The organism is Methylophaga marina, from assembly GCF_030296755.1.
GTDB classification, from domain to species: Bacteria; Pseudomonadota; Gammaproteobacteria; order Nitrosococcales; family Methylophagaceae; genus Methylophaga; species Methylophaga marina.
Genome location: NZ_AP027741.1, coordinates 1,071,151 through 1,090,121, shown reverse-complemented (window position 1 = coordinate 1,090,121; position 18,971 = coordinate 1,071,151). Strand labels below are relative to the sequence as shown.

General features: G+C 44.7%; 20 protein-coding genes. 13 read left to right on the top strand and 7 right to left on the bottom strand.

Annotated features, from left to right (window positions below; translation table 11 throughout):
• Window positions 1-90: 90 nt before the first annotated feature.
• Genes QUE24_RS05610 through QUE24_RS05580 form a run of 7 tightly spaced genes read right to left on the bottom strand, consistent with a single transcriptional unit; the run spans window position 91 to window position 6,989 of the window.
• Window positions 91-447, bottom strand: coding sequence for a type IV pilin protein (locus tag QUE24_RS05610; RefSeq protein ID WP_286305633.1), 357 nt, complete (start codon window positions 445-447; stop codon window positions 91-93).
• Window positions 440-685 carry a hypothetical protein gene (locus tag QUE24_RS05605; RefSeq protein WP_286305632.1) on the bottom strand — a complete coding sequence of 82 codons (246 nt, stop codon included), beginning with the start codon at window positions 683-685 and terminating at the stop codon, window positions 440-442. Before QUE24_RS05605 ends, QUE24_RS05610 begins: the two co-directional genes overlap by 8 nt.
• Before the next feature lie 57 nt (window positions 686-742).
• Window positions 743-4,384, bottom strand: a complete 3,642-nt coding sequence (locus tag QUE24_RS05600) for a pilus assembly protein (protein ID WP_286305631.1) — start codon at window positions 4,382-4,384, stop codon at window positions 743-745.
• A gap of 4 nt (window positions 4,385-4,388) precedes the next feature.
• Window positions 4,389-4,913, bottom strand: a complete 525-nt coding sequence (locus QUE24_RS05595) for a pilus assembly PilX family protein (RefSeq protein ID WP_286305630.1) — start codon at window positions 4,911-4,913, stop codon at window positions 4,389-4,391.
• Window positions 4,910-6,001, bottom strand: a complete 1,092-nt coding sequence (locus QUE24_RS05590; RefSeq protein ID WP_286305629.1) for a PilW family protein — start codon at window positions 5,999-6,001, stop codon at window positions 4,910-4,912. Before QUE24_RS05590 ends, QUE24_RS05595 begins: the two co-directional genes overlap by 4 nt.
• Window positions 5,998-6,459, bottom strand: coding sequence for a type IV pilus modification protein PilV (gene pilV / locus QUE24_RS05585; RefSeq protein WP_286305628.1), 462 nt, complete (start codon window positions 6,457-6,459; stop codon window positions 5,998-6,000). Before pilV ends, QUE24_RS05590 begins: the two co-directional genes overlap by 4 nt.
• Window positions 6,456-6,989: a GspH/FimT family pseudopilin gene (locus tag QUE24_RS05580; RefSeq protein WP_286305627.1), complete on the bottom strand. Its 534-nt coding sequence runs from the start codon at window positions 6,987-6,989 to the stop codon at window positions 6,456-6,458. The genes pilV and QUE24_RS05580 overlap by 4 nt, the downstream gene beginning before the upstream one ends.
• 290 nt (window positions 6,990-7,279) lie before the next feature.
• On the opposite strand from QUE24_RS05580, the gene flgB reads away from it, so the two are divergent.
• From flgB to rfbG, 13 genes are all read left to right on the top strand, one after another.
• Complete coding sequence (flgB, locus tag QUE24_RS05575; RefSeq protein ID WP_286305626.1) at window positions 7,280-7,684, top strand: flagellar basal body rod protein FlgB; 405 nt, start codon at window positions 7,280-7,282, stop codon at window positions 7,682-7,684.
• 5 nt (window positions 7,685-7,689) lie between these two features.
• Window positions 7,690-8,103: a flagellar basal body rod protein FlgC gene (gene flgC / locus QUE24_RS05570; RefSeq protein WP_286305625.1), complete on the top strand. Its 414-nt coding sequence runs from the start codon at window positions 7,690-7,692 to the stop codon at window positions 8,101-8,103.
• A gap of 13 nt (window positions 8,104-8,116) precedes the next feature.
• Window positions 8,117-8,794 (top strand): flagellar hook assembly protein FlgD, encoded by a 678-nt coding sequence (locus QUE24_RS05565; protein WP_286305624.1) that lies wholly within the window; start codon window positions 8,117-8,119, stop codon window positions 8,792-8,794.
• Between the two features lie 11 nt (window positions 8,795-8,805).
• Complete coding sequence (gene flgE, locus QUE24_RS05560; protein ID WP_286305623.1) at window positions 8,806-10,161, top strand: flagellar hook protein FlgE; 1,356 nt, start codon at window positions 8,806-8,808, stop codon at window positions 10,159-10,161.
• Between the two features lie 50 nt (window positions 10,162-10,211).
• The gene (gene flgF, locus QUE24_RS05555; protein ID WP_286305622.1) at window positions 10,212-10,955 is read left to right on the top strand and encodes a flagellar basal-body rod protein FlgF; all 744 of its coding nucleotides are present in this window, start codon (window positions 10,212-10,214) and stop codon (window positions 10,953-10,955) included.
• Window positions 10,956-10,997: 42 nt separating this feature from the next.
• Window positions 10,998-11,783, top strand: coding sequence for a flagellar basal-body rod protein FlgG (flgG, locus tag QUE24_RS05550; RefSeq protein ID WP_286305621.1), 786 nt, complete (start codon window positions 10,998-11,000; stop codon window positions 11,781-11,783).
• 131 nt (window positions 11,784-11,914) lie between these two features.
• Complete coding sequence (locus QUE24_RS05545; RefSeq protein WP_286305620.1) at window positions 11,915-12,622, top strand: flagellar basal body L-ring protein FlgH; 708 nt, start codon at window positions 11,915-11,917, stop codon at window positions 12,620-12,622.
• Window positions 12,623-12,634: 12 nt separating this feature from the next.
• Window positions 12,635-13,726, top strand: coding sequence for a flagellar basal body P-ring protein FlgI (locus QUE24_RS05540; protein WP_286305619.1), 1,092 nt, complete (start codon window positions 12,635-12,637; stop codon window positions 13,724-13,726).
• A 2-nt stretch (window positions 13,727-13,728) separates the two neighbouring features.
• Window positions 13,729-14,703, top strand: coding sequence for a flagellar assembly peptidoglycan hydrolase FlgJ (gene flgJ / locus QUE24_RS05535; RefSeq protein ID WP_286305618.1), 975 nt, complete (start codon window positions 13,729-13,731; stop codon window positions 14,701-14,703).
• A 27-nt stretch (window positions 14,704-14,730) separates the two neighbouring features.
• On the top strand, window positions 14,731-16,167 hold the full coding sequence (gene flgK / locus QUE24_RS05530) for a flagellar hook-associated protein FlgK (protein ID WP_286305617.1): 1,437 nt from the start codon (window positions 14,731-14,733) through the stop codon (window positions 16,165-16,167).
• A gap of 9 nt (window positions 16,168-16,176) precedes the next feature.
• Window positions 16,177-17,082: a flagellar hook-associated protein FlgL gene (flgL, locus tag QUE24_RS05525; RefSeq protein ID WP_286305616.1), complete on the top strand. Its 906-nt coding sequence runs from the start codon at window positions 16,177-16,179 to the stop codon at window positions 17,080-17,082.
• A gap of 37 nt (window positions 17,083-17,119) precedes the next feature.
• Window positions 17,120-17,890 (top strand): glucose-1-phosphate cytidylyltransferase, encoded by a 771-nt coding sequence (gene rfbF, locus QUE24_RS05520; protein WP_286305615.1) that lies wholly within the window; start codon window positions 17,120-17,122, stop codon window positions 17,888-17,890.
• Complete coding sequence (gene rfbG, locus QUE24_RS05515) at window positions 17,875-18,954, top strand: CDP-glucose 4,6-dehydratase (protein WP_286305614.1); 1,080 nt, start codon at window positions 17,875-17,877, stop codon at window positions 18,952-18,954. The genes rfbF and rfbG overlap by 16 nt, the downstream gene beginning before the upstream one ends.
• Window positions 18,955-18,971: the final 17 nt, after the last annotated feature.

The window sequence follows — 18,971 nt, the reverse complement described above, 5'->3', positions numbered from 1 at the left end:
AAAGCCGACGTTAGTCGGCTTTTTTATTAGGGTATTTTATATGTTTCTACCAGCAACCAGCTGGACCAGTGGCACCTGTCTGAGTTATTGTCAGGGGGTGCAGTTGACGTCATTTGCTTGGCTCCCTTGGGCTGTTGCCACTAATTGATAACTTGTCGCCGTAGGATTCGCTGCTACAACGATAGTGTAATAGGCTGTTCCAGTCTTAGGTGACTGAGCAAAAGGTAAGGCACCCCGTGTGCCTACGTAAGTAAAGTTTTCTGTGTAATACCTCTCCATATAACTTGCCAGTTCCATTAAATCAGCCTGAGCATTAGCTCGTCGAGTTTGCCTGACTTGCTCTTGATAGGATGGATAAGCAATGGCAGCCAAAATACCGAGAATGACAACCACAACCATCAATTCGATAAGTGTAAAACCATTTTCTCTATATTTTATGTTATTCATTTAATAACCATATTTCAGTGATATAGGGGATCTCATCATCTGTATAGCGACTTGTGTTAAAGCCTATGGCTGTGTCTTTATTCACGATAGGACCTTTTTCCCCTTGTGGTACAAGACCATGCACGACTGTATTATGGTCGATAAGATACTCTTGATTAGAAATCACTAATCTATCTGAGGATAGCGATGAGTCCGTTACTGTTCCACTCTGACTAAAAGTCTGTGCAAATACTGACATTGGTATTAATAACACAGAGAGGATGGTTAAATAATTTTTTTAAACATACATATGTCCTTAATCAGTCAGTTGAATCCAAGATCGTCTTCCTATCGCATCCTCACTTGAAGACTCTTCTTCTAAAATAAGCTCACCTGTCTCGGCATCACTCATAAATTTCACTTCAGTGGAGCCAGAACCAGGAACACGTCTGCTGATTTTAGGTGGAGAAATGATACTGTCATAGCCTTTACCTGCGACAACTGGCACCTCGGTATCTGGCTCACCGTCACCATCAGTATCTACATAGAGATCATTTGCATCAATCACACCATCGCCATTGATATCCAGCGGCTGATAGTTCAGAGGTAGTCCCGTGTAATAGTCTAATTCCATTAACCAACTACTACCACCAAAATCACATGCATCTTCTGATGGCACAAGTGACGTAAAGATCACTTTTTCATCTCGGATAATGGCTTCAGAAACTTGTCTTTCACCACTATTTTCACCTGATGATGCACTGACTAAGTCAACATACCAGCCTCGGTCATCAGTGTTAGCTGTACCCCAGTTAATGATTTTATCTGATTCTGAGGCCGAAATTGTTCGATAGTTTGTGCCTAGAATCGTGAACTCAGCCAATGCTCTCTTATTAAGTTGAGCCCGAGAAAATGCATAACGTGTATAGGAGGATGTATCAGCATCATATACTCTCGGATCCCAAATAGCATAAAAACTCTGTGTAACTTGATCAACTGGAGTATTGTCACCAACTTCAAAATATTTACCGGTACCAAATAAAAGTAAATAGCCATTTTTTTCGCTATGAAGCTCTACTTTAACTGGTGTTGTAATTGGTTGAATGTTGTCTTTGTTACAGCTTGTCCCGAAACACGCTGAGTATAAGGGCAGTGGTTTATTGGTATCCGCATCTCTGTATGTAAAGTCCCATTCATTCTTATTATTGCTACCAATTTCAATGCTCCAAACATTACCAAACATATCACCGGCATATATTAGATCGGTGGTGCCATCCTGGTTTGTGTCGATAGCTGTCGGCGTGGCGATTCCATTTGGTCTAAACTGTTCGGTTGGATCCTCATTTTTGCCTGTTTGTGTATCAAACTTACGAATCAGGCTACCGGTTTCTAAATCTACGATATAGATATAACCATTGCCATCATCACTGTCATGACTTGCATTATTTGCACTGCCATCAGCGTCATTATCAAAAGTATTGTTGTACCCGCCACTAAATAAGGCTGCCCATTTACCGTTGTTCAAACGAACAATATTTGCTTGTCCCATTGTGTATCCCATATCGGGATCATTCTTATCGGTAAATTCCCACAACACTTTTTTAGCTGATTCTGTTTCATTTGAAAATGCTGAAGGATCCGTAATATCCAAGGCAAAGTAACCTTGACCACCCGCACCAAGACCTGAAACAAGTACTGTATGCCAGCTGCCATCAAAAAAGGCATCCACAACAGTCGGACTGGCATCAACGTAATATTTGTGTGAGTAGCTGGGGGATGATAATTCTTTCAAGTTGTCATAGACACTATTCGGGACGTAGGCAAACTTTTCAACTCCAGAATCAGCATCAAACGCATGCAACATACCATCATTCGCCCCTACATAAATCATAGCGGTTCGGTTCAGATAGGTGCTGACAAACTCAGAATATAGGACAGAATCTTCTGGCTCATCATCTTCTGATCTATTGCCCCATTGATCGTAATAATCTGATCTAGGAGGACCAAGTAACACTGGAGAGGAATTAATAATATCGCCAAGTAATTTAGTTCGTGTTCTATAGATACCCTCGGACTTACTCTGCTCTTTCGATTGGTTACCACGCAGATAATTCAATACATCTTCGCTGCCTAATAATAATTTTTGACTAGAATTCAATGCGTTCCAGTCAAATGCATAACCATTATTACCATCAGAGGTGAATATCACTCGTTGGTCGGCGCTTGGAATTTTATTAGCAGCATCCCACAATGCTGAAGGTAATAATTGTCCATCGTCATCAAAGCCAAACGCTAGTAGTCGTCCTGTCCAGTCGCCACTGTTAAAACGGGCTTGATAGACTTTACTGTCACTAGTTATGGCACCCGAGTTAACGGCAACAGCAGCGGAGGACGAAGTTCTCGATGTGATATTTTGTAAAATGCCAGCAAGTGATTCGGCAAACTCATCAGGATCAGCAGCACTGAAAAAATTACCATGACTATTGACTGCAGCATGCCATAAGTCATCTATTTTTGCTGGGTTTGAACTTCCCGGGTCAGGCCATGATTTGGTCGGAGGTGTGGCTGAAAGCGCGTCTAAATCATTCTCTGGGTCGAGTGAGCCTTTGACCCCGAGCCCCACAGTGAATGTGACCATGTGTTGCCAAAATGCTGGATCTTCCGTGTTGGTTGGTACTTCATTTTCTAAGTCTGTCCGAAGATCCCGTTTCCAGTAGTGCATGGCTGTATCAGCCAGTGTATTTGACCATGAGTCAGAGAAAGGGGGAGATGCAATGTACGTATAATCGTCATCATTGGGACCACTGATGGTGGTGCCGTTGTTATTATCGACATTTCCAAGCCCAGGGCTGCCGCCATTCCAGTAGCCATCTGTAGTAAGAATATGATAGCTCTGACGACAAGTCAGGTGAGCAGAGGAGTCATCAGTACCTGGGTTAGCTCCCCATGGTCCTCTGTTGTCGGTTCTTTCGTAATATTGGCCTACACTGGCTGCAGCTGACCTGAGTGGCGTACCGTAATTGTTAATCACATGATCGTAGAGGTTATCGTAAAATGCGGTCCTGTTCGCACCGCTAAATTTTCTGACGCCTCTGATGAGGGCTCTGTTACTGCTGACACCATCGATAGTGCGGCTACCCTCGTTTATTGCAGCAAAACCTACACGGGAATTTTCGGATTGGGTGGCAAATGCGCGGCCTACACCAGCACGAGCTGTCAAAATTCTTGAGCGGTAATATTGAAACCAGTTAGCAAAGTTTTGTATTTCTTCATCACGAGTTCGAGTCGTACCGTTTGGACTGGTGAATGTTGTACTAGCTGAAGTGGAGTCGGTAATTCTTACCCGTGTATAGCGAGAGCGATCTAATCGCAATGCCTCTGAGTCAGAAGCGCTGCCATTGTATTTGTAGTATGTGATGGGCCAAAAACTATGGTTACCATTGCATGGGTCTCCATAAGCACTACTGAGGCTACTGCCATGTTTGAACCAGCATGAATATTGTGTTTGTTGAGTTTTTAAGTTGATACTTCCACGTGAAGGATCGGCCGGGTTATATAGCGCAGCTGATGGATTCGCATTCCCCATACTCGTGCCATCAGCCTTACTCCAAGGCACATAAGTCACATCTGGGTTGTAGAACACTGCGTTGTTGACAGATGAGCGTGAAAAGAAGTTATGGACGTTATCGTCATCAAAGTTTGGTACCTGGTTACTGTAGGTAACACCACCATAAAGACTGGACGGTCTAGGGAACAGGTAATTCGCATAATGTAAATTCTCATCAGGCATGACCTCCCATTGCATTGAACCTGAATCATCAAGTGTAAACATGATATTCGGTGCAACCACACCACCGAGATAGAGTGGCACATTACTGATGTTGAGATTAGCTGCTGAAGATGTCAGCGAGTAAATACCCAATAATACGAGCGCTGTGAAAGAGGATAATTTATTCATATTTTTACCTCATACGAACGACAGACTGTAAAAGGACCACGGATTGCACTGAGCCACCCACACCGCGGGCAGTAACGCGGTAGAACTTAGCACCACCTTGTTGCTGGTCTCGAGGCTTATTACCGTTACTATTTCCGGGTTTTATAATTTCTTCAATGACATAACGTGGTGGGCTGACAGCACCTTGTGGTTGGGTGGCGGCTGTGCCATTTGCAGTCCACCAGGCGGCGTTACGTTGAAGCCACCAAGGGGTCGCATCTGTGCCGACAGGATCCATAGATTGTTTGGTCCAACACCCGGGGGCACCAGTATCGGAACAAATTGGCAGATTAACCCAGTTTAAGACGGTACCTTCACCAGCTCGTAACGCCACTTCAGCTGCTTTAAACGCTATATCTCTGTCAATTTGATTAGCTGCCATTTTTTCTTCCATGACACCTGTACGCATGGCAAAGATTCCTATCATGGTCAGCAATAACAGCATAATGAGACTGACAATCAAGGCCGCACCTGATTGTTGAATTTTCATAATATACGGTTCCTGAGCGTTATTGTTTTGGTAAAGACTTGCCTCAACCTGCCGTCATCTGGGGTGATGACATTGCCCTCGAGGGTATAGGTGCCATCCCCTAATGCCACATTATCATTTTGTTGAGGGTCAATATTGATCATGACTAAGGAGATGCGAACACTGATAACCTGCTCCCAGTCAGCCACTGCATTTGCTTTGACATATTGGTCTACACTACCGTTATTGCTGGTATCGACACCATACTCCACCTGCATCTGTTCGACACCTTCGATAAGTACATCTGGATTTTTTCCTAGCACCATCTGATAAAGAGAAGGGTAATTACTGGGGCCATTTCGAATAAAAAAAGTATGTGTAGTGATGGTATTTAACCAGCCCTGACTTAGGCCAGATAGTCCCAAGTCAACTCTACTATTTCCAGGTGTACCGATACCTGTTTCATGTTCAAGATTGCCGTCTACTGAGGGATCATTGGTCACCTGAAAAATCACGCTATTATTGCAGTCAGAAGCAATCACGATGTTAGCACACTCACCAGGCTTTGCTTCTGTCGCCGGATCGCAGTCATCCAGAGGATTATCCTGTGGAATTTTAACCGGAGCAGAGGGGCCTAAACTGCTATCGAAATGACTCACTTCAATAAAGACATTGCTCACTGTACGTAAGGTAAATACATCACTACCTGCTATCGCTTGATTGATTCCAGCAGGTAATGCGGGAGACCAGCCACCGTTGTTATCTGCTTCGTGGCCTAAGACTGGGGCACCACCTATGTCCCAGAAATAATTATTTGCCGTGTTCAGATTATTGACTAGGCTTCTACCTGTACCCCCTGAATTTCTTCCTGCAGCCCCTCTATTCCCTGTAGGGATAGAGTTACAACCGATGTAACCGGCGCGGTCTAAAAGCGATGAAATGTGATGAATTGCATAGCGTCCATCTTCTTGCATGCGCGCTTTCATATCTTGTACACGATAGGTTTGACGCGTACTAACGAATAACTCTATTACCCCAGCAATCAGTAAAAGGCCTATGACAAGTGCCACCATCAATTCGACTAGAGAAAACCCTTTTTCTTTATTCATATTGCACTTTCCAGAACCATTGTCGAGGTCGCATAGTCACCATAATTAGTATTCTCATCACCAATTTGAATATCTGACCATCTCACCGTGATCGTACAAATGAAGGGCTGGTTCACAAGAAAGTTGCCACACACAATTTGTCCTTCACCTGCAGGAAGATAGGCTGCTAAAGCCGCTCGCCATTCTCGAACATCCGTATCAGAAACACTATTGCCAGCTGGCGTACCTTGATTAAAAAGAATGTCATAGTTTTTTGCATAGGCTGCCGTGGTATTGGCTTTCATGCGCTCTAGTATGCTGCCAGCAAGAATATTAGCTTGGGTTTTGAGGCCTGCGGTTGAGTTGGCCTTGAGGGTGGTGACTTGTAAATGTGCCATACCAAGTAAACCTATAGCTAAGACAAATACTGCCACCATAACTTCCAGTAAGGTAAAGCCGGTTTGTTGACGTCTCATCATGGGCAAACATTCCCGATAGAAATTCTGCTACTACCTGACTGGTTCACGGTAATAATTCTTTCATTGCTGCCTGTCGAGCAAAAAGTGATATTGCCATTTGGGAAACCTAGTGTGGATAGAATTTCACCTGTCGGCATAAACCGAAATCCACTGCCTGTATTTCCGGCAGCGACTGACGTAACGCTGTCCAATGCATTTTGTTGAGATAGAAAGCAATCCTGATTCTCTGCACAAGCTGCCCCTACATCTCCAAGCGATTCATCAGCATCCCAGTCAGTAAATACATTCCAACCACTACTCCAGTCACCATTGGTAATCGGTAGCATGGTGACTTGAATGCCTCTTCTGATAGCTTCGCTGCGTGCCAGTTGCATGGTGCCCATAAAATCATTTGCTGTCGTGATAAGGCGGTGGTCTCGAATCATTTGAGAAAAACTAGGGGCAGCAATAGCTAATATGATGGCTGCAACAGCGAGTGTTACCATCAATTCAACTAAAGTAAATCCTTGATTAATTTTGTCTTTTACCACGTCGTATCGTCCTCTCCATGTGGTCGGTTTTAGTCTTATTTATTTTCTCAGTCAAGCTTCAATCAATAGACTTTGTGGGGCTTGTCTCATATTTTGAAAAATAACGGTGAATATCAGCCATATCGTCATTTTAAAGTGTAGCAACATGGCGGCAATAGGGGAAATCTTTGCCGCCATGTTCGACCAATATGTTGCCGAATTCTTATCTGTTTATCGGCAATTCATGAGCTTAGTTTAGTTGGCACGTTAAATGCTGAAGGACAATTGTAAATGAGGATGGAGGCGTACAGATGCCGATTAATTTTGATAGTGCGATTGGAGTTCATGCTGATGCATTGCGGGTGCGATCACAGCGTGCAGAGTTACTGGCCAGCAATATGGCTAATGCTGATACGCCTAATTACAAAGCTCAGGATATTGATTTTAAAGAGACTTTGAAGAATGCGATGGCAGGATCTTCTCCTAGCCAACTGAACACGACGAATAACAAACACTACGCCACTAATCCGGAATCTAATGGGCTTATGGGACCCATCCAATATCGAGTGGCCACTCAGGACTCACTTGATGGCAATAGTGTCGATGAGGAGGTTGAGCAGGCACAGTTTATGCAGAATGCTGTTCAGTATCAGGCCAGCCTTCAGTTTTTGGGTGGCAAGTTTAGTTCGATGACACGAGCACTGAAAGGAGAGTAGGCACTATGTCTTTATTTAATATTTTTGATATTGCCGGTAGTGGCATGAGTGCTCAGTCTCTGCGTCTGAACACAACAGCAAGTAATCTAGCGAATGTGGACAGTGTCAGTAGCAGTGTTGATCAAACATACAAAGCCAGACAACCGGTCTTTGCGACCGTACTTGATGATGTTCAGGAAGGTTACAAGCAGGGTGCAGTGCAAGTTCAGGGAGTGGTTGAAAGCCAGGCACCTGTGAGACAGGAATACAACCCAAGTCATCCAATGGCAAACGAAGATGGCTATATTTTCCACTCTAATGTGGATCCAATTACCGAAATGGCAAATATGATGTCCGCGTCACGTTCTTATCAAAACAACGTTGAAATCGCGAATACCTCAAAACAATTGCTGTTAAGAACATTACAGTTAGGGCAATAAGGAGGGGTGAAAGATGGCTGTGAGCGGCGTTAACGATAACAATCCGTATGCATTCTTGAACTCGAATCGTTCAAGTGAAGAAACCAAAAAAGATCCTGGCACATTGGGCATGGAAGATTTTATGTCCTTGATGACCACCCAATTAAAGTATCAGGATCCAATGAACCCTATGGAGAATGGTGATTTTCTTGGACAAATCGCATCTTTTGCCCAGGTCACAGGCTTATCTGACTTGCAGGATTCGTTCTCTACTTTTTCTAACTCCATGCAGTCTAACCAAGCACTGCAGGGATCATCATTAGTAGGACGTAAAGTACTACTTCCATCTTCAATCGGTAATTTAACGGCAACAGATGGTATGTCTGGGCGGATAAATGTTGCCGATCCTGTCACGGATCTAAAAGTGAATATTTACGACGAGGCTGGCGTGGTGGTTCGTACCATCGAAATGGGTGCTGCTTCGGGCTATACCGATTTCACCTGGGATGGATTTGACGACAATGGTGAGGCCTTACCAGAAGGTGTTTATCAGTTTAAAGCCTCGGGTACGGTAGACGGATCTAACACGGCTTTTGCCACCGGGGTTATGGCTCAGGTATCGAGTGTATCCATTAGCTCGACCGATGGCCTGATAGTGAATTTGGCCGGAATTGGTTCTGCGTCATTTAGCGAAGTAGTTGAAATTCTTTAGGAGAACATCTTATGTCATTTAGTACAGCTTTAAGTGGTTTGAATGCGGCAACCGCCGATCTAAATGTCAAATCAAACAATATTGCTAACGTCAACACGACAGGCTTTAAGATGTCTCGTGCAGAGTTTGGTGACGTCTTTGCCGTGTCGGCGTTTGGTTCAACCAATCAAACCGCGATTGGTAGTGGCGCAGTGTTACAGAACGTGGCTCAGCAATTTAACCAGGGTAATCTGGAATTCACTGATAATTCCTTGGATCTAGCGATAAGTGGGCAAGGCTTTTTTGCTTTAGCACCTGAGTTGGATAGTGGTGAAGTCATCTACACTCGGGCGGGTGAGTTTGGTGTGGATAAGGATGGTTATATTGTTTCAAATGAGGGCTGGTATCTGAGAACGTTCCCTGTTGATTTGCAAGGCAATATTTCAGCCACAAGTATGAATGCAACCTCGCCAATTCAATTACCGGCTTCAGTGGGTGCGCCTGAAGCTACAACGGCGCTAACTATCGCGACCAATTTGCCTTCTACTTCTGATGGCATTATCGATAGTGGTACTGGTGGTATTTTGGCGATTGATCCGACGGATGACACCACATACAGCTTTTCAACATCAGCCACGATTTATGATTCATTGGGTAATGAACATATTGTGACCACTTACTATCAGCACATTGATGAAGCAGCCTTGGATGGTGGTACACCTGTCGGTGACAATCAATGGCAAATGGCTGCTTATGTGGATGGTGGTGAAGTCAAAGGTGGTACGGCTGGTGTCCCATATGCGTTAGAAACCGATGCCAGAATCAGTTTTAATGCCGACGGTACACTTGCCAGCGTTGATGCCGATCCTGGTACGGCGGCGCTTGATGATGTGGTCATATCCTTCACAGATGGTGGTGCTACGGAGTGGGCCAGTGGTGCCGAAACTCAAGATATTACTATCTCATTGAGAGGGTCGACACAGAACTCAGGTAGCTTTAACGTCGGTGCCTTGACGGTCAATGGTTTTCCGACCGGACGTTTGACGGGTGTTGATGTGAGTGAAGAAGGACTGATTCGCGCAAACTATAGTAATGGTCAAGCCATCCCAATCGGTAAGATTGCTATGGGTAACTTTGCCAATCCACAAGCGCTGAACAAAATTGGTAGTACGGCATGGAAGGAAACAACAGATTCTGGCCCGGTCATTGCAGGAGAAGCTGCGACAGGTAGTTTTGGTCAAATTCAGGCGGGTGCATTAGAAACCTCGAATGTTGATTTGACAGCAGAGTTAGTGGGACTGATTACAGCACAACGTAACTTCCAGGCGAACTCCAAAGCGATTGAGACAAATAACGCTATTACTCAGACCATTATCAACCTGCGATAACGTTTTTAGTATAAATGCGCTGTTTAAAACAGCACATTGAGGGTGAAAAAATGGACCGTAGCTTATATATCGCCATGAATGGCGCTCAACAAACCATGCTTGCTCAGGCAGCCAATGCCAATAATTTGGCGAATGTGAACACAACAGGGTTCAGGGCTGACTTTGAGCAGTTCAGAAGTATGCCAGTGTTTGGTGAAGGTTTACCCAGCAGGGTCTACTCAATGCTGGAACGGCCTCAGACGGATTATCAAACTGGCTCGATTCAATCTACGGGACGTGATCTGGATATTTCTGTTCAAGGCGAAGGCTTTATTGCTGTGCAAGGTAAAGATGGCCGTGAAGGATACACGCGTGCAGGCGATTTGCATGTCACCGAAGCAGGGCAGCTCGTCACAGGAACGGGTCTGGCCGTGATGGGAGAAGGTGGACCTATTGCCATCCCACCGGCACAAACTGTCGAAATTGGCAGTGATGGCACGATATCTATCCGTCCTATTGGTGAAGCGGCAAATGCCCTTGCCGTGTTAGACAGGATTAAATTAGTCAAACCAGACTTGCAGCAAGTGTTTAAAGATAGTGATGGCCTCATGCGTATGCAAGATGGCTCTGAAGCACCTTTAGATGCCACAGTAAAAGTCGCTTCCGGCACACTGGAAGGAAGCAATGTGAATGCGGTTGGGGCGCTGGTAAATATGATTGAGTTGCAGCGTCAATATGAGATGCAAGTCAAAATGATGGATACAACCCAGGAAAATAGTGCGGCATCGGCACGTTTAATGCAGATGAGTAATTAGCATTCAATGTAATACTGACTGCATAGATTTCAGGAGACAATTATGAATCAGGCTTTGTGGATTGCCAAAACCGGCCTTGATGCCCAACAAACACGAATGTCAGTTATTTCAAACAATCTGGCTAACGTGAATACAACAGGTTTTAAACAAGATCGTGCCGTTTTTGAAGACTTGCTATATCAGACTATAAGACAGCCTGGTGCCCAGTCTTCAACAAGCACTCAACTACCATCCGGCTTAATGATTGGTACAGGTGTTCGCACTGTTGCGACGGAAAAGTTACATGGTCAAGGTAATATTATTCAAACTGAACAAGCATTGGATATTGCTATTAATGGTCGTGGTTTTTTTCAGATTTTAATGCCTGATGGCACATTGTCGTACACTCGTGATGGTACATTTCAATTAGACTCTGATGGTCAGATTGTGATGTCAAACGGTAACCCTTTAGAACCCTCCATTACGATTCCAGCTGACACGCAGAGTATCACGGTAGGTTCAGATGGCACGGTTAGCGTAACTCAGCCAGGTACGGCTACCCCGACCATCGTAGGCAACATTGAGTTAGCTGACTTTGTTAATCCAACAGGTCTGCAGCCTATCGGTGAGAATTTATTTCAGGAAACCGGCGCCAGTGGCACACCGATAACGGGAACGCCTGGATTGGATGGCTTTGGTCAAACGATTGGGGGCGCTTTAGAAACATCGAATGTGAATGTGGTGACTGAGCTGATCAATATGATCGAAACTCAACGCGCCTACGAAATGAACTCAAAAGCGATTTCTACTTCCGATCAAATGCTGCAGTACGCCAGCCAAAATCTCTAGTTACAGCACTTGGCTACCTGGTCCCCCACCAGGTAGCCTTTTTTCTTTTTCAATATTCACTATCTTACTCATTTTTGGCACGAACTCTGCAAGATTATTTCATGTGAAGTTGGTTTTTTCGGAGTGTCAAAATGAAAACTGTTGCCCCATTTTTAGTATTTCTTGCTGTGGCAATGTTATCGGGTTGCTACAACAATGAAGTGAAGCGTGACCCCGCGTTTGCTGCTGTTCGTCCTGCTCCTATTGAACCACAAGATAATTATGACGGTGCTATTTTTGACGCACGCAGTAATATTTCTCTATTTGAAGATTATCGTGCAAGACGAGTCGGCGATATTTTGACGGTGAAGCTGGAAGAGCAGACTGATGCCGAAAAAGAAACAGAAACCACTGTTAGTAAATCAAATAGTAACAACATTGATAATCCAACATTGTTTGGAACTACGCCTCAATTCAATTTACCCAGTCAGTTACCTCTAGCTAACACAACAGATAACAATTTGGCATTTGGTATTGGCTCTAACTCAGATTTTACTGGTGCGGGCGACAGTGATCAGAATAACAAACTGAGCGGTAATATCAGTGTTTCGGTTGTAGAAGTACTGCCAAACGGCAATATGGTGATTCGTGGTGAGCGAGTCATCACTATCAATCAAGGCAATGAATATATCCGGTTGTCAGGCATGATAAGTCCCAGAGATATTGAGGCCGATAATTCTATTTCGTCTATCCGCATTGCCGATGCTCAGATTTCTTATGTAGGAGATGGTCCGACTAATGATGCCAATGTGATGGGCTGGTTAAGTCGATTCTTCGTCAGTGCATTAATGCCTTTCTAAAGGGTGAAAGTTATGAAGTTTAAAGTGTTTATCGCATTTGCGTTCATAGTGAGTTCGAGCATGGCTTATGCCGAACGGGTCAAAGACCTAGCCTCAATTGCGGGTGTGCGAAATAACCAATTAATTGGTTATGGCCTTGTAGTCGGCCTCAATGGTACGGGTGATAAAACCAAGTTTACCGGCCAAAGTTTACGAAACATGCTGGTAGAAATGGGCATCAACATTCCACCAGGTACTGACCCAAAAAGTAAAAACGTAGCAGCCGTTTCTGTTCATGCCGATCTGCCGCCTTTCATGAAGCCTGGACAAACCATTGATATCACCGTTTCGTCTTTAGGCGATGCGAAAAGCTTACGTGGTGGTAGTTTATTGATGACTCCTTTAAAAGGGGCAGATGGACAGATTTATGCCATGGCACAGGGCAATTTAATCGTAGGTGGTTTTGGCGCTGACGCAGCTGATGGTTCACGTGTTACCGTCAATATTCCCAGTGCTGGTCGTGTGCCTAACGGTGCAACCGTCGAGCGGGCGGTCAGAAATGCATTGAATGTAGGAGATTCGATTATTCTGAATCTACATAGCCCTGACTTCACCACAGCCAGTCGTTTAAGTGATGCGATTAACCATACTCTGGGTAAAAACACGGCCTTTTCGATGGATGCTTCTTCCGTAAAAGTTAATGCGCCACGAGATCCTAATCAACGAGTACCTTTTTTATCACTGATTGAAAACTTAGAGCTTAGCCCAGGTGAGGCTCCTGCCAGAGTCGTGGTTAACTCACGCAGCGGAACGGTGGTGATTGGTCAGCATGTCAGAGTGAGTCCAGCTGCTGTCACTCATGGCAACTTATCAGTCACTATTTCAGCAAATCCTGAGGTTAGCCAGCCTGAACCGTTCTCACAAGGACAAACCGTGGTGACGCCTAACTACGATATCAATATCACGGAAGAAAATAGTCGTATGTTTGTGTTTAACCCGGGCGTGTCACTGGATGAAATCGTACGTGCTGTGAATCAAGTTGGCGCGGCACCTGGTGATTTGGTCGCTATACTTGAGGCACTCAAACAAGCGGGTGCGCTTAAAGCAGACTTAGTGGTCATCTAATCATGGCTTACGAATCAAATATTGCCCAGTCTGCAGTTGATTTCCATGGTCTGAACCAGCTTCGTCAGCAGGCCGTGAAAGGTAGTGATGCTGAGCAAACGCTTAAGCAGGTGGCTGGTCAGTTTGAGTCATTATTTGTGAATATGATGCTCAAGTCCATGCGTCAAGCCAGTTTAGCTGAAGGCATGTTTGATTCGACACAAAGCAAAATGTATCAGGATATGGCTGATCAGCAACTGGCCTCAGATTTATCGATGCGAGGTGGTCTGGGACTGCAAGATGCCATTATCAAACAGCTAGGTAGTTATCAGTTGCAGTCCTCTCAACCAGCGAGAACGGATCAACCCTATAGTTATGACACAGTGACTATTCGGCCAGCACTCGCTAAGAAAGTGAATGAACTGATGATCAAACAAATCCGTGAGATTCATGCAGAAAACGGTGAGATTGAGACAAAAGCAGACTTAACGGATCTTGGGGAAAAGGTCTTTAATTCACCCAAAGATTTCGTGCAAACCTTGTGGCCGTACGCACAACAAGCTGCAGATAAAATAGGCGTGTCGCCTGAAGTGATATTGTCGCAGGCTGCACTCGAAACCGGCTGGGGTAAATTTGTATTAAAAAGCAAAAGCGGTGAAACAAGTTTTAACCTGTTTAACATCAAAGCGGATAAAAGCTGGGACGGAGAGCGTGTCAGTAAAGTGGCACTTGAGTACCGTGATGGCAAAGCGTACAACGAGGCTTCTCAATTTCGTGCTTATGATTCTTACCAAGATAGCTTCAATGACTACGTTGAGTTTTTACAAACTCAACCACGCTACCGTAACGCATTGCAGCACACCAATGATGCTGAAGCCTTTGTTGAACACCTGCATAAAGCCGGGTTTGCAACCGATCCTCAATACGCTGACAAAATCAAACGCATTATGAATAGTGACATTCTGGCACGAATTTCGCTGGAGTCAGACCATGCATAATCACGCTGACGAGTTAAGGAGCATGCCATGAGTCTGCTAGGGATTGGGACATCGGCATTATTAACAGCCCAAGGTAATTTATCGACGACAAGTCATAACATCAGTAACGTCAATACTGAGGGATACACACGCCAGCGTGCTGATCAGGCTACACGTACACCTGATTACAAAGGTGATATGTATTTTGGCACTGGCGTACAGATAACGTCGGTTGAACGTGTTTATGACACCTTTCTGGCGAGCCAGGTTAGAACGTATACCGCACAAGAAGCAGCCCAGAGAAGCTATCTCAGTTACTCTCAACAGGTGGATGATCTACTTGGCTCAGAAGACTTAGGCCTGAGTACAGGCATCAGTGAATTTTTTAATGCTGTTAATGAAGTAGCAAATGACCCGACTTCTATAGCGGCCAGACAATTGATGCTGACCCAAGGTGAGTTGCTCGCGAATCGGTTCAATACCATGGACTCACAGCTAACAAAGCTTGACGAGCAGGTCGATTACGATATTACCGTTGCCATCGATGACATCAATAATCTGTCGAAAAGTATTGCCGAGTTAAATTCGGCCATCACTGCCGCCACAGGTGCGGGCGGATCGCCAAATGATTTGCTTGATAAACGTGACAAATTGATTACTGACTTGTCTGAAATTGTCTCCGTTAATGCGATTGAGCAATCAAACGGCACCACAAATATCCTGATTGGTAATGGCCAGGCCCTTGTCGCGGGCACAAAAAGTATGGCTCTCACAACGGTTACGGATACCTCAACCAGTCCACCAAGATTAGGTATTGGCTATGGTGATAGCAGCACGAATATTACCAGTCAGTTATCTGGAGGTACCTTAGGTGGGGCTTTGGATTTTCGTGACACGATTATCGATGATGTGAGAGCGGAGCTTGATGTGTTGGCTCAAGCTGTAGTGGAAGGTTTTAATGCCGTCCACAACAATACAACGAATATTGCCAATGGCGGTCAGGGTTCAGTTGATTTGGATGGTAATGATGGTGGGGATTTCTTTAACCCGGCAAATATTACCGCTGCCACGATCTCCTTGGCAATCAGTGATCCGCGCGCCATTGCCGCCTCCTCTAAATTTGATGCGGCAACAGGTACGATAAATATTTCTGGCTCTGGTAATAACGAAAATGCTTTGGCGCTGGCTAATCTGGAAACAGATAAAACGCTCGTGACAATTGCCCCCGGTGTAACGCGTTCTCTATCAGAAGGTTATGCCGTGCTGGTGTCTGATGTCGCCACCAGAACTCAGCAAGCAGAAGCCAGTCAGGAAACACAACTGGCATTACTGCAACAGACCGAACAGCGTTTCGACGCGGTAGGCGGTGTAAATCTGGATGAAGAAGCCGCTCAGCTGATCAAGTTTCAGCAAGCCTATCAGGCGGCATCACAGATCATTATTGTGTCCAATACTATTTTTGATTCACTGATTAATGCTGTTTAGGAGATTACCATGAGAATTTCTACATCCTATATTCAACAGCAGAGTGTTGATACGATGCTGGCCCAACAAAAGCAGTTGGCGGATACACAGTTACAAGTCTCCACTGGGCAACGAATTTTACGACCTTCTGATGATCCCGTGGCAGCGGTGAAGTCACTAAACTACCAGCGTGAAGTCAGCATTAATGAGCAATATCAGGCGAATGCCGACGTAGCCAATAATAAACTTAATGCGGCTGAAAATGCCTTAACCAGTGCAACAGATATTGTTCAACGCATTCGTGAACTGGCTATTCAAGCGCTTAATGATAGCAACGACGCTAATGCAAGAGCGGGTATCGCAGAAGAAATTGATGAGTTGAATAATTCGCTAGTCAGCCTTGCCAATACGACAGATGCGAACGGCGAGTTTTTATTTTCTGGTTACCAATCATTCACACAAGCCTTTGACACCACTACCTATGCTTATGGTGGCGATGGTGGGCAGCGAAGTATGCGTGTGGGAAGTGATTACATGGTAGAAGCGACTTTTCCTGGTGATGAGTTATTTGTCATTACCAATGCGGACACCACTACTCAGGCTGTCTTCCAAACTATTGATGATTTTTCTACTGCGCTGAAAGCCAATACTATCGGTACGGCCCCTAATAATGGTGAGTTTCTCGATAATATGTCGACAGCCATTGATTCATTCACTACGGCCAGAACATCAGTGGGTGCTCGAATCAATTCAATAGACCAGCAACGTAGTATTAATGAAGACAGTTTAGCCAGCCTGGAAACCAGTTTGACTAAATTAAAAGATTTGGATTACGCCGAGGCTATATCGCGTTTGAACTCTCAAACAACGGGTTTGCAAGCCGCTCAACAAGCCTATGTCAAAGTACAAGGACTGTCCCTCTTTAACTTTTTATGAAACACTGACATTTTTTACCGTTGTCAGTTATAAAAATATGAAAGCAGTAATTCTGGCAGGTGGCTTAGGCACGCGTATCAGTGAAGAGTCCATCAATAAACCTAAACCGATGATAGAAATAGGTGGAAAGCCTATTCTCTGGCATATTATGAAAATCTATTCCTATCATGGCGTGAATGATTTTATTATCTGCTGTGGTTACAAGGGCTACCTCATCAAAGAATATTTTGCGAATTATTTTTTGCATATGTCGGACATCACGTTTGATATGCAAAACAATAAAATGCATGTGCATGAGGCTCATGCTGAACCGTGGAAAGTGACTCTGGTGGATACCGGTGACGATAGTATGACTGGTGGCCGCATCAAGCGTATTGCCGAATATGTCAATGAGGATGAAGTATTTTGCCTGACTTACGGCGATGGTGTCAGTAACGTCAACATCACAGATTCTATTCGTTTTCATCAAGAGCAGGGGAGGTTAGCCACGGTCATGGCAGCTTATCCTCAAGCCAAGTTTGGTGCGCTTGAGATTGAAAAGGATCAGGTCACTAAGTTTCAGGAAAAGCCTAAAGGTGACAATGGCATGGTCAGTGGTGGCTTTTTTGTGTTGTCACCCAAAGTGATTGACTATATTGAGGGCGACCAAACGAGCTGGGAGTCCAGCCCAATGGAGCAGTTGGTAAAAGAACAGCAACTATCGGTGTTTAAGCACACTGGCTTTTGGCAGCCTATGGATACCTTGCGTGATAAACAGCATCTCGAACAACTCTGGCAGTCAGGCAATGCACCATGGAAAGTGTGGTGATTGATAAGACTTTCTGGCAGAACAAATCAGTTTTGATTACCGGACATACCGGTTTTAAAGGGAGTTGGCTCAGCTTGTGGTTAACCCAGCTTGGCGCCAAAGTCACCGGTTATGCGCTTGAGCCAAATACTACGCCTTCGATATATCAAGCTCTCGAGTTAGAGACAATTATCAATTCTGTGATAGCAGATATTTCTGATTTATCAACACTATCTGACGTTGTTAATCAAACACAACCCGATGTGGTGTTCCATCTCGCTGCACAATCATTAGTTAAACCCAGCTACCTTGATCCTGTTGGAACTTATCAAACCAATGTGATGGGGACAGTCAATCTTCTAGAAACCGTCAGACATTGTCCCAGTGTTCAAGCTGTGGTCGTGGTGACGTCAGATAAATGTTACGAAAACCATGAGTGGTCCTGGCCATACCGCGAAAACGATCGGTTGGGTGGGCATGACCCATACAGCAATAGTAAAGGCTGTGCCGAGCTTGTCACCAGTGCCTATCGACAGTCCTTTTTTATGGATAATAAAACTGCCATAGCTAGTGCGCGTGCCGGTAATGTGATTGGTGGCGGTGACTGGTCTGAATACCGGTTAGTCCCAGATTTAATAAAAGCCAATCAGACAGGTCATTCGCTTGAGATTCGTCATCCGCGAGCCATTAGACCTTGGCAGCATGTATTGGAGCCTTTATCAGGTTATTTATTACTGGCTCAACAGCTGATTGAGTGCGGCGAAGAAGTGGGTGATGCATGGAATTTTGGTCCTGAAATGGAAGACACGAAGCCCGTAGATTATATTGTCGAATTTGCTCAACAACGTTGGCCGTCTCTTGATTGGTTTGCACCTCAGCATAACGAGCATCATGAAGCATCGATACTGATGCTCGACTGTAGTAAAGCCCGACAACAACTTCACTGGCAACCTGTTTGGCATATTGATGATGCACTCTCTCTCACATTTGACTGGTATGATGCTTTTTATTCTGGAAAGCCCATGCGCGAGATAAGCTTGCAACAAATTCAGCAGTTTGTTCAGGCGAGTAAGCGAGCTCGATAACATAAAGCAACATTATG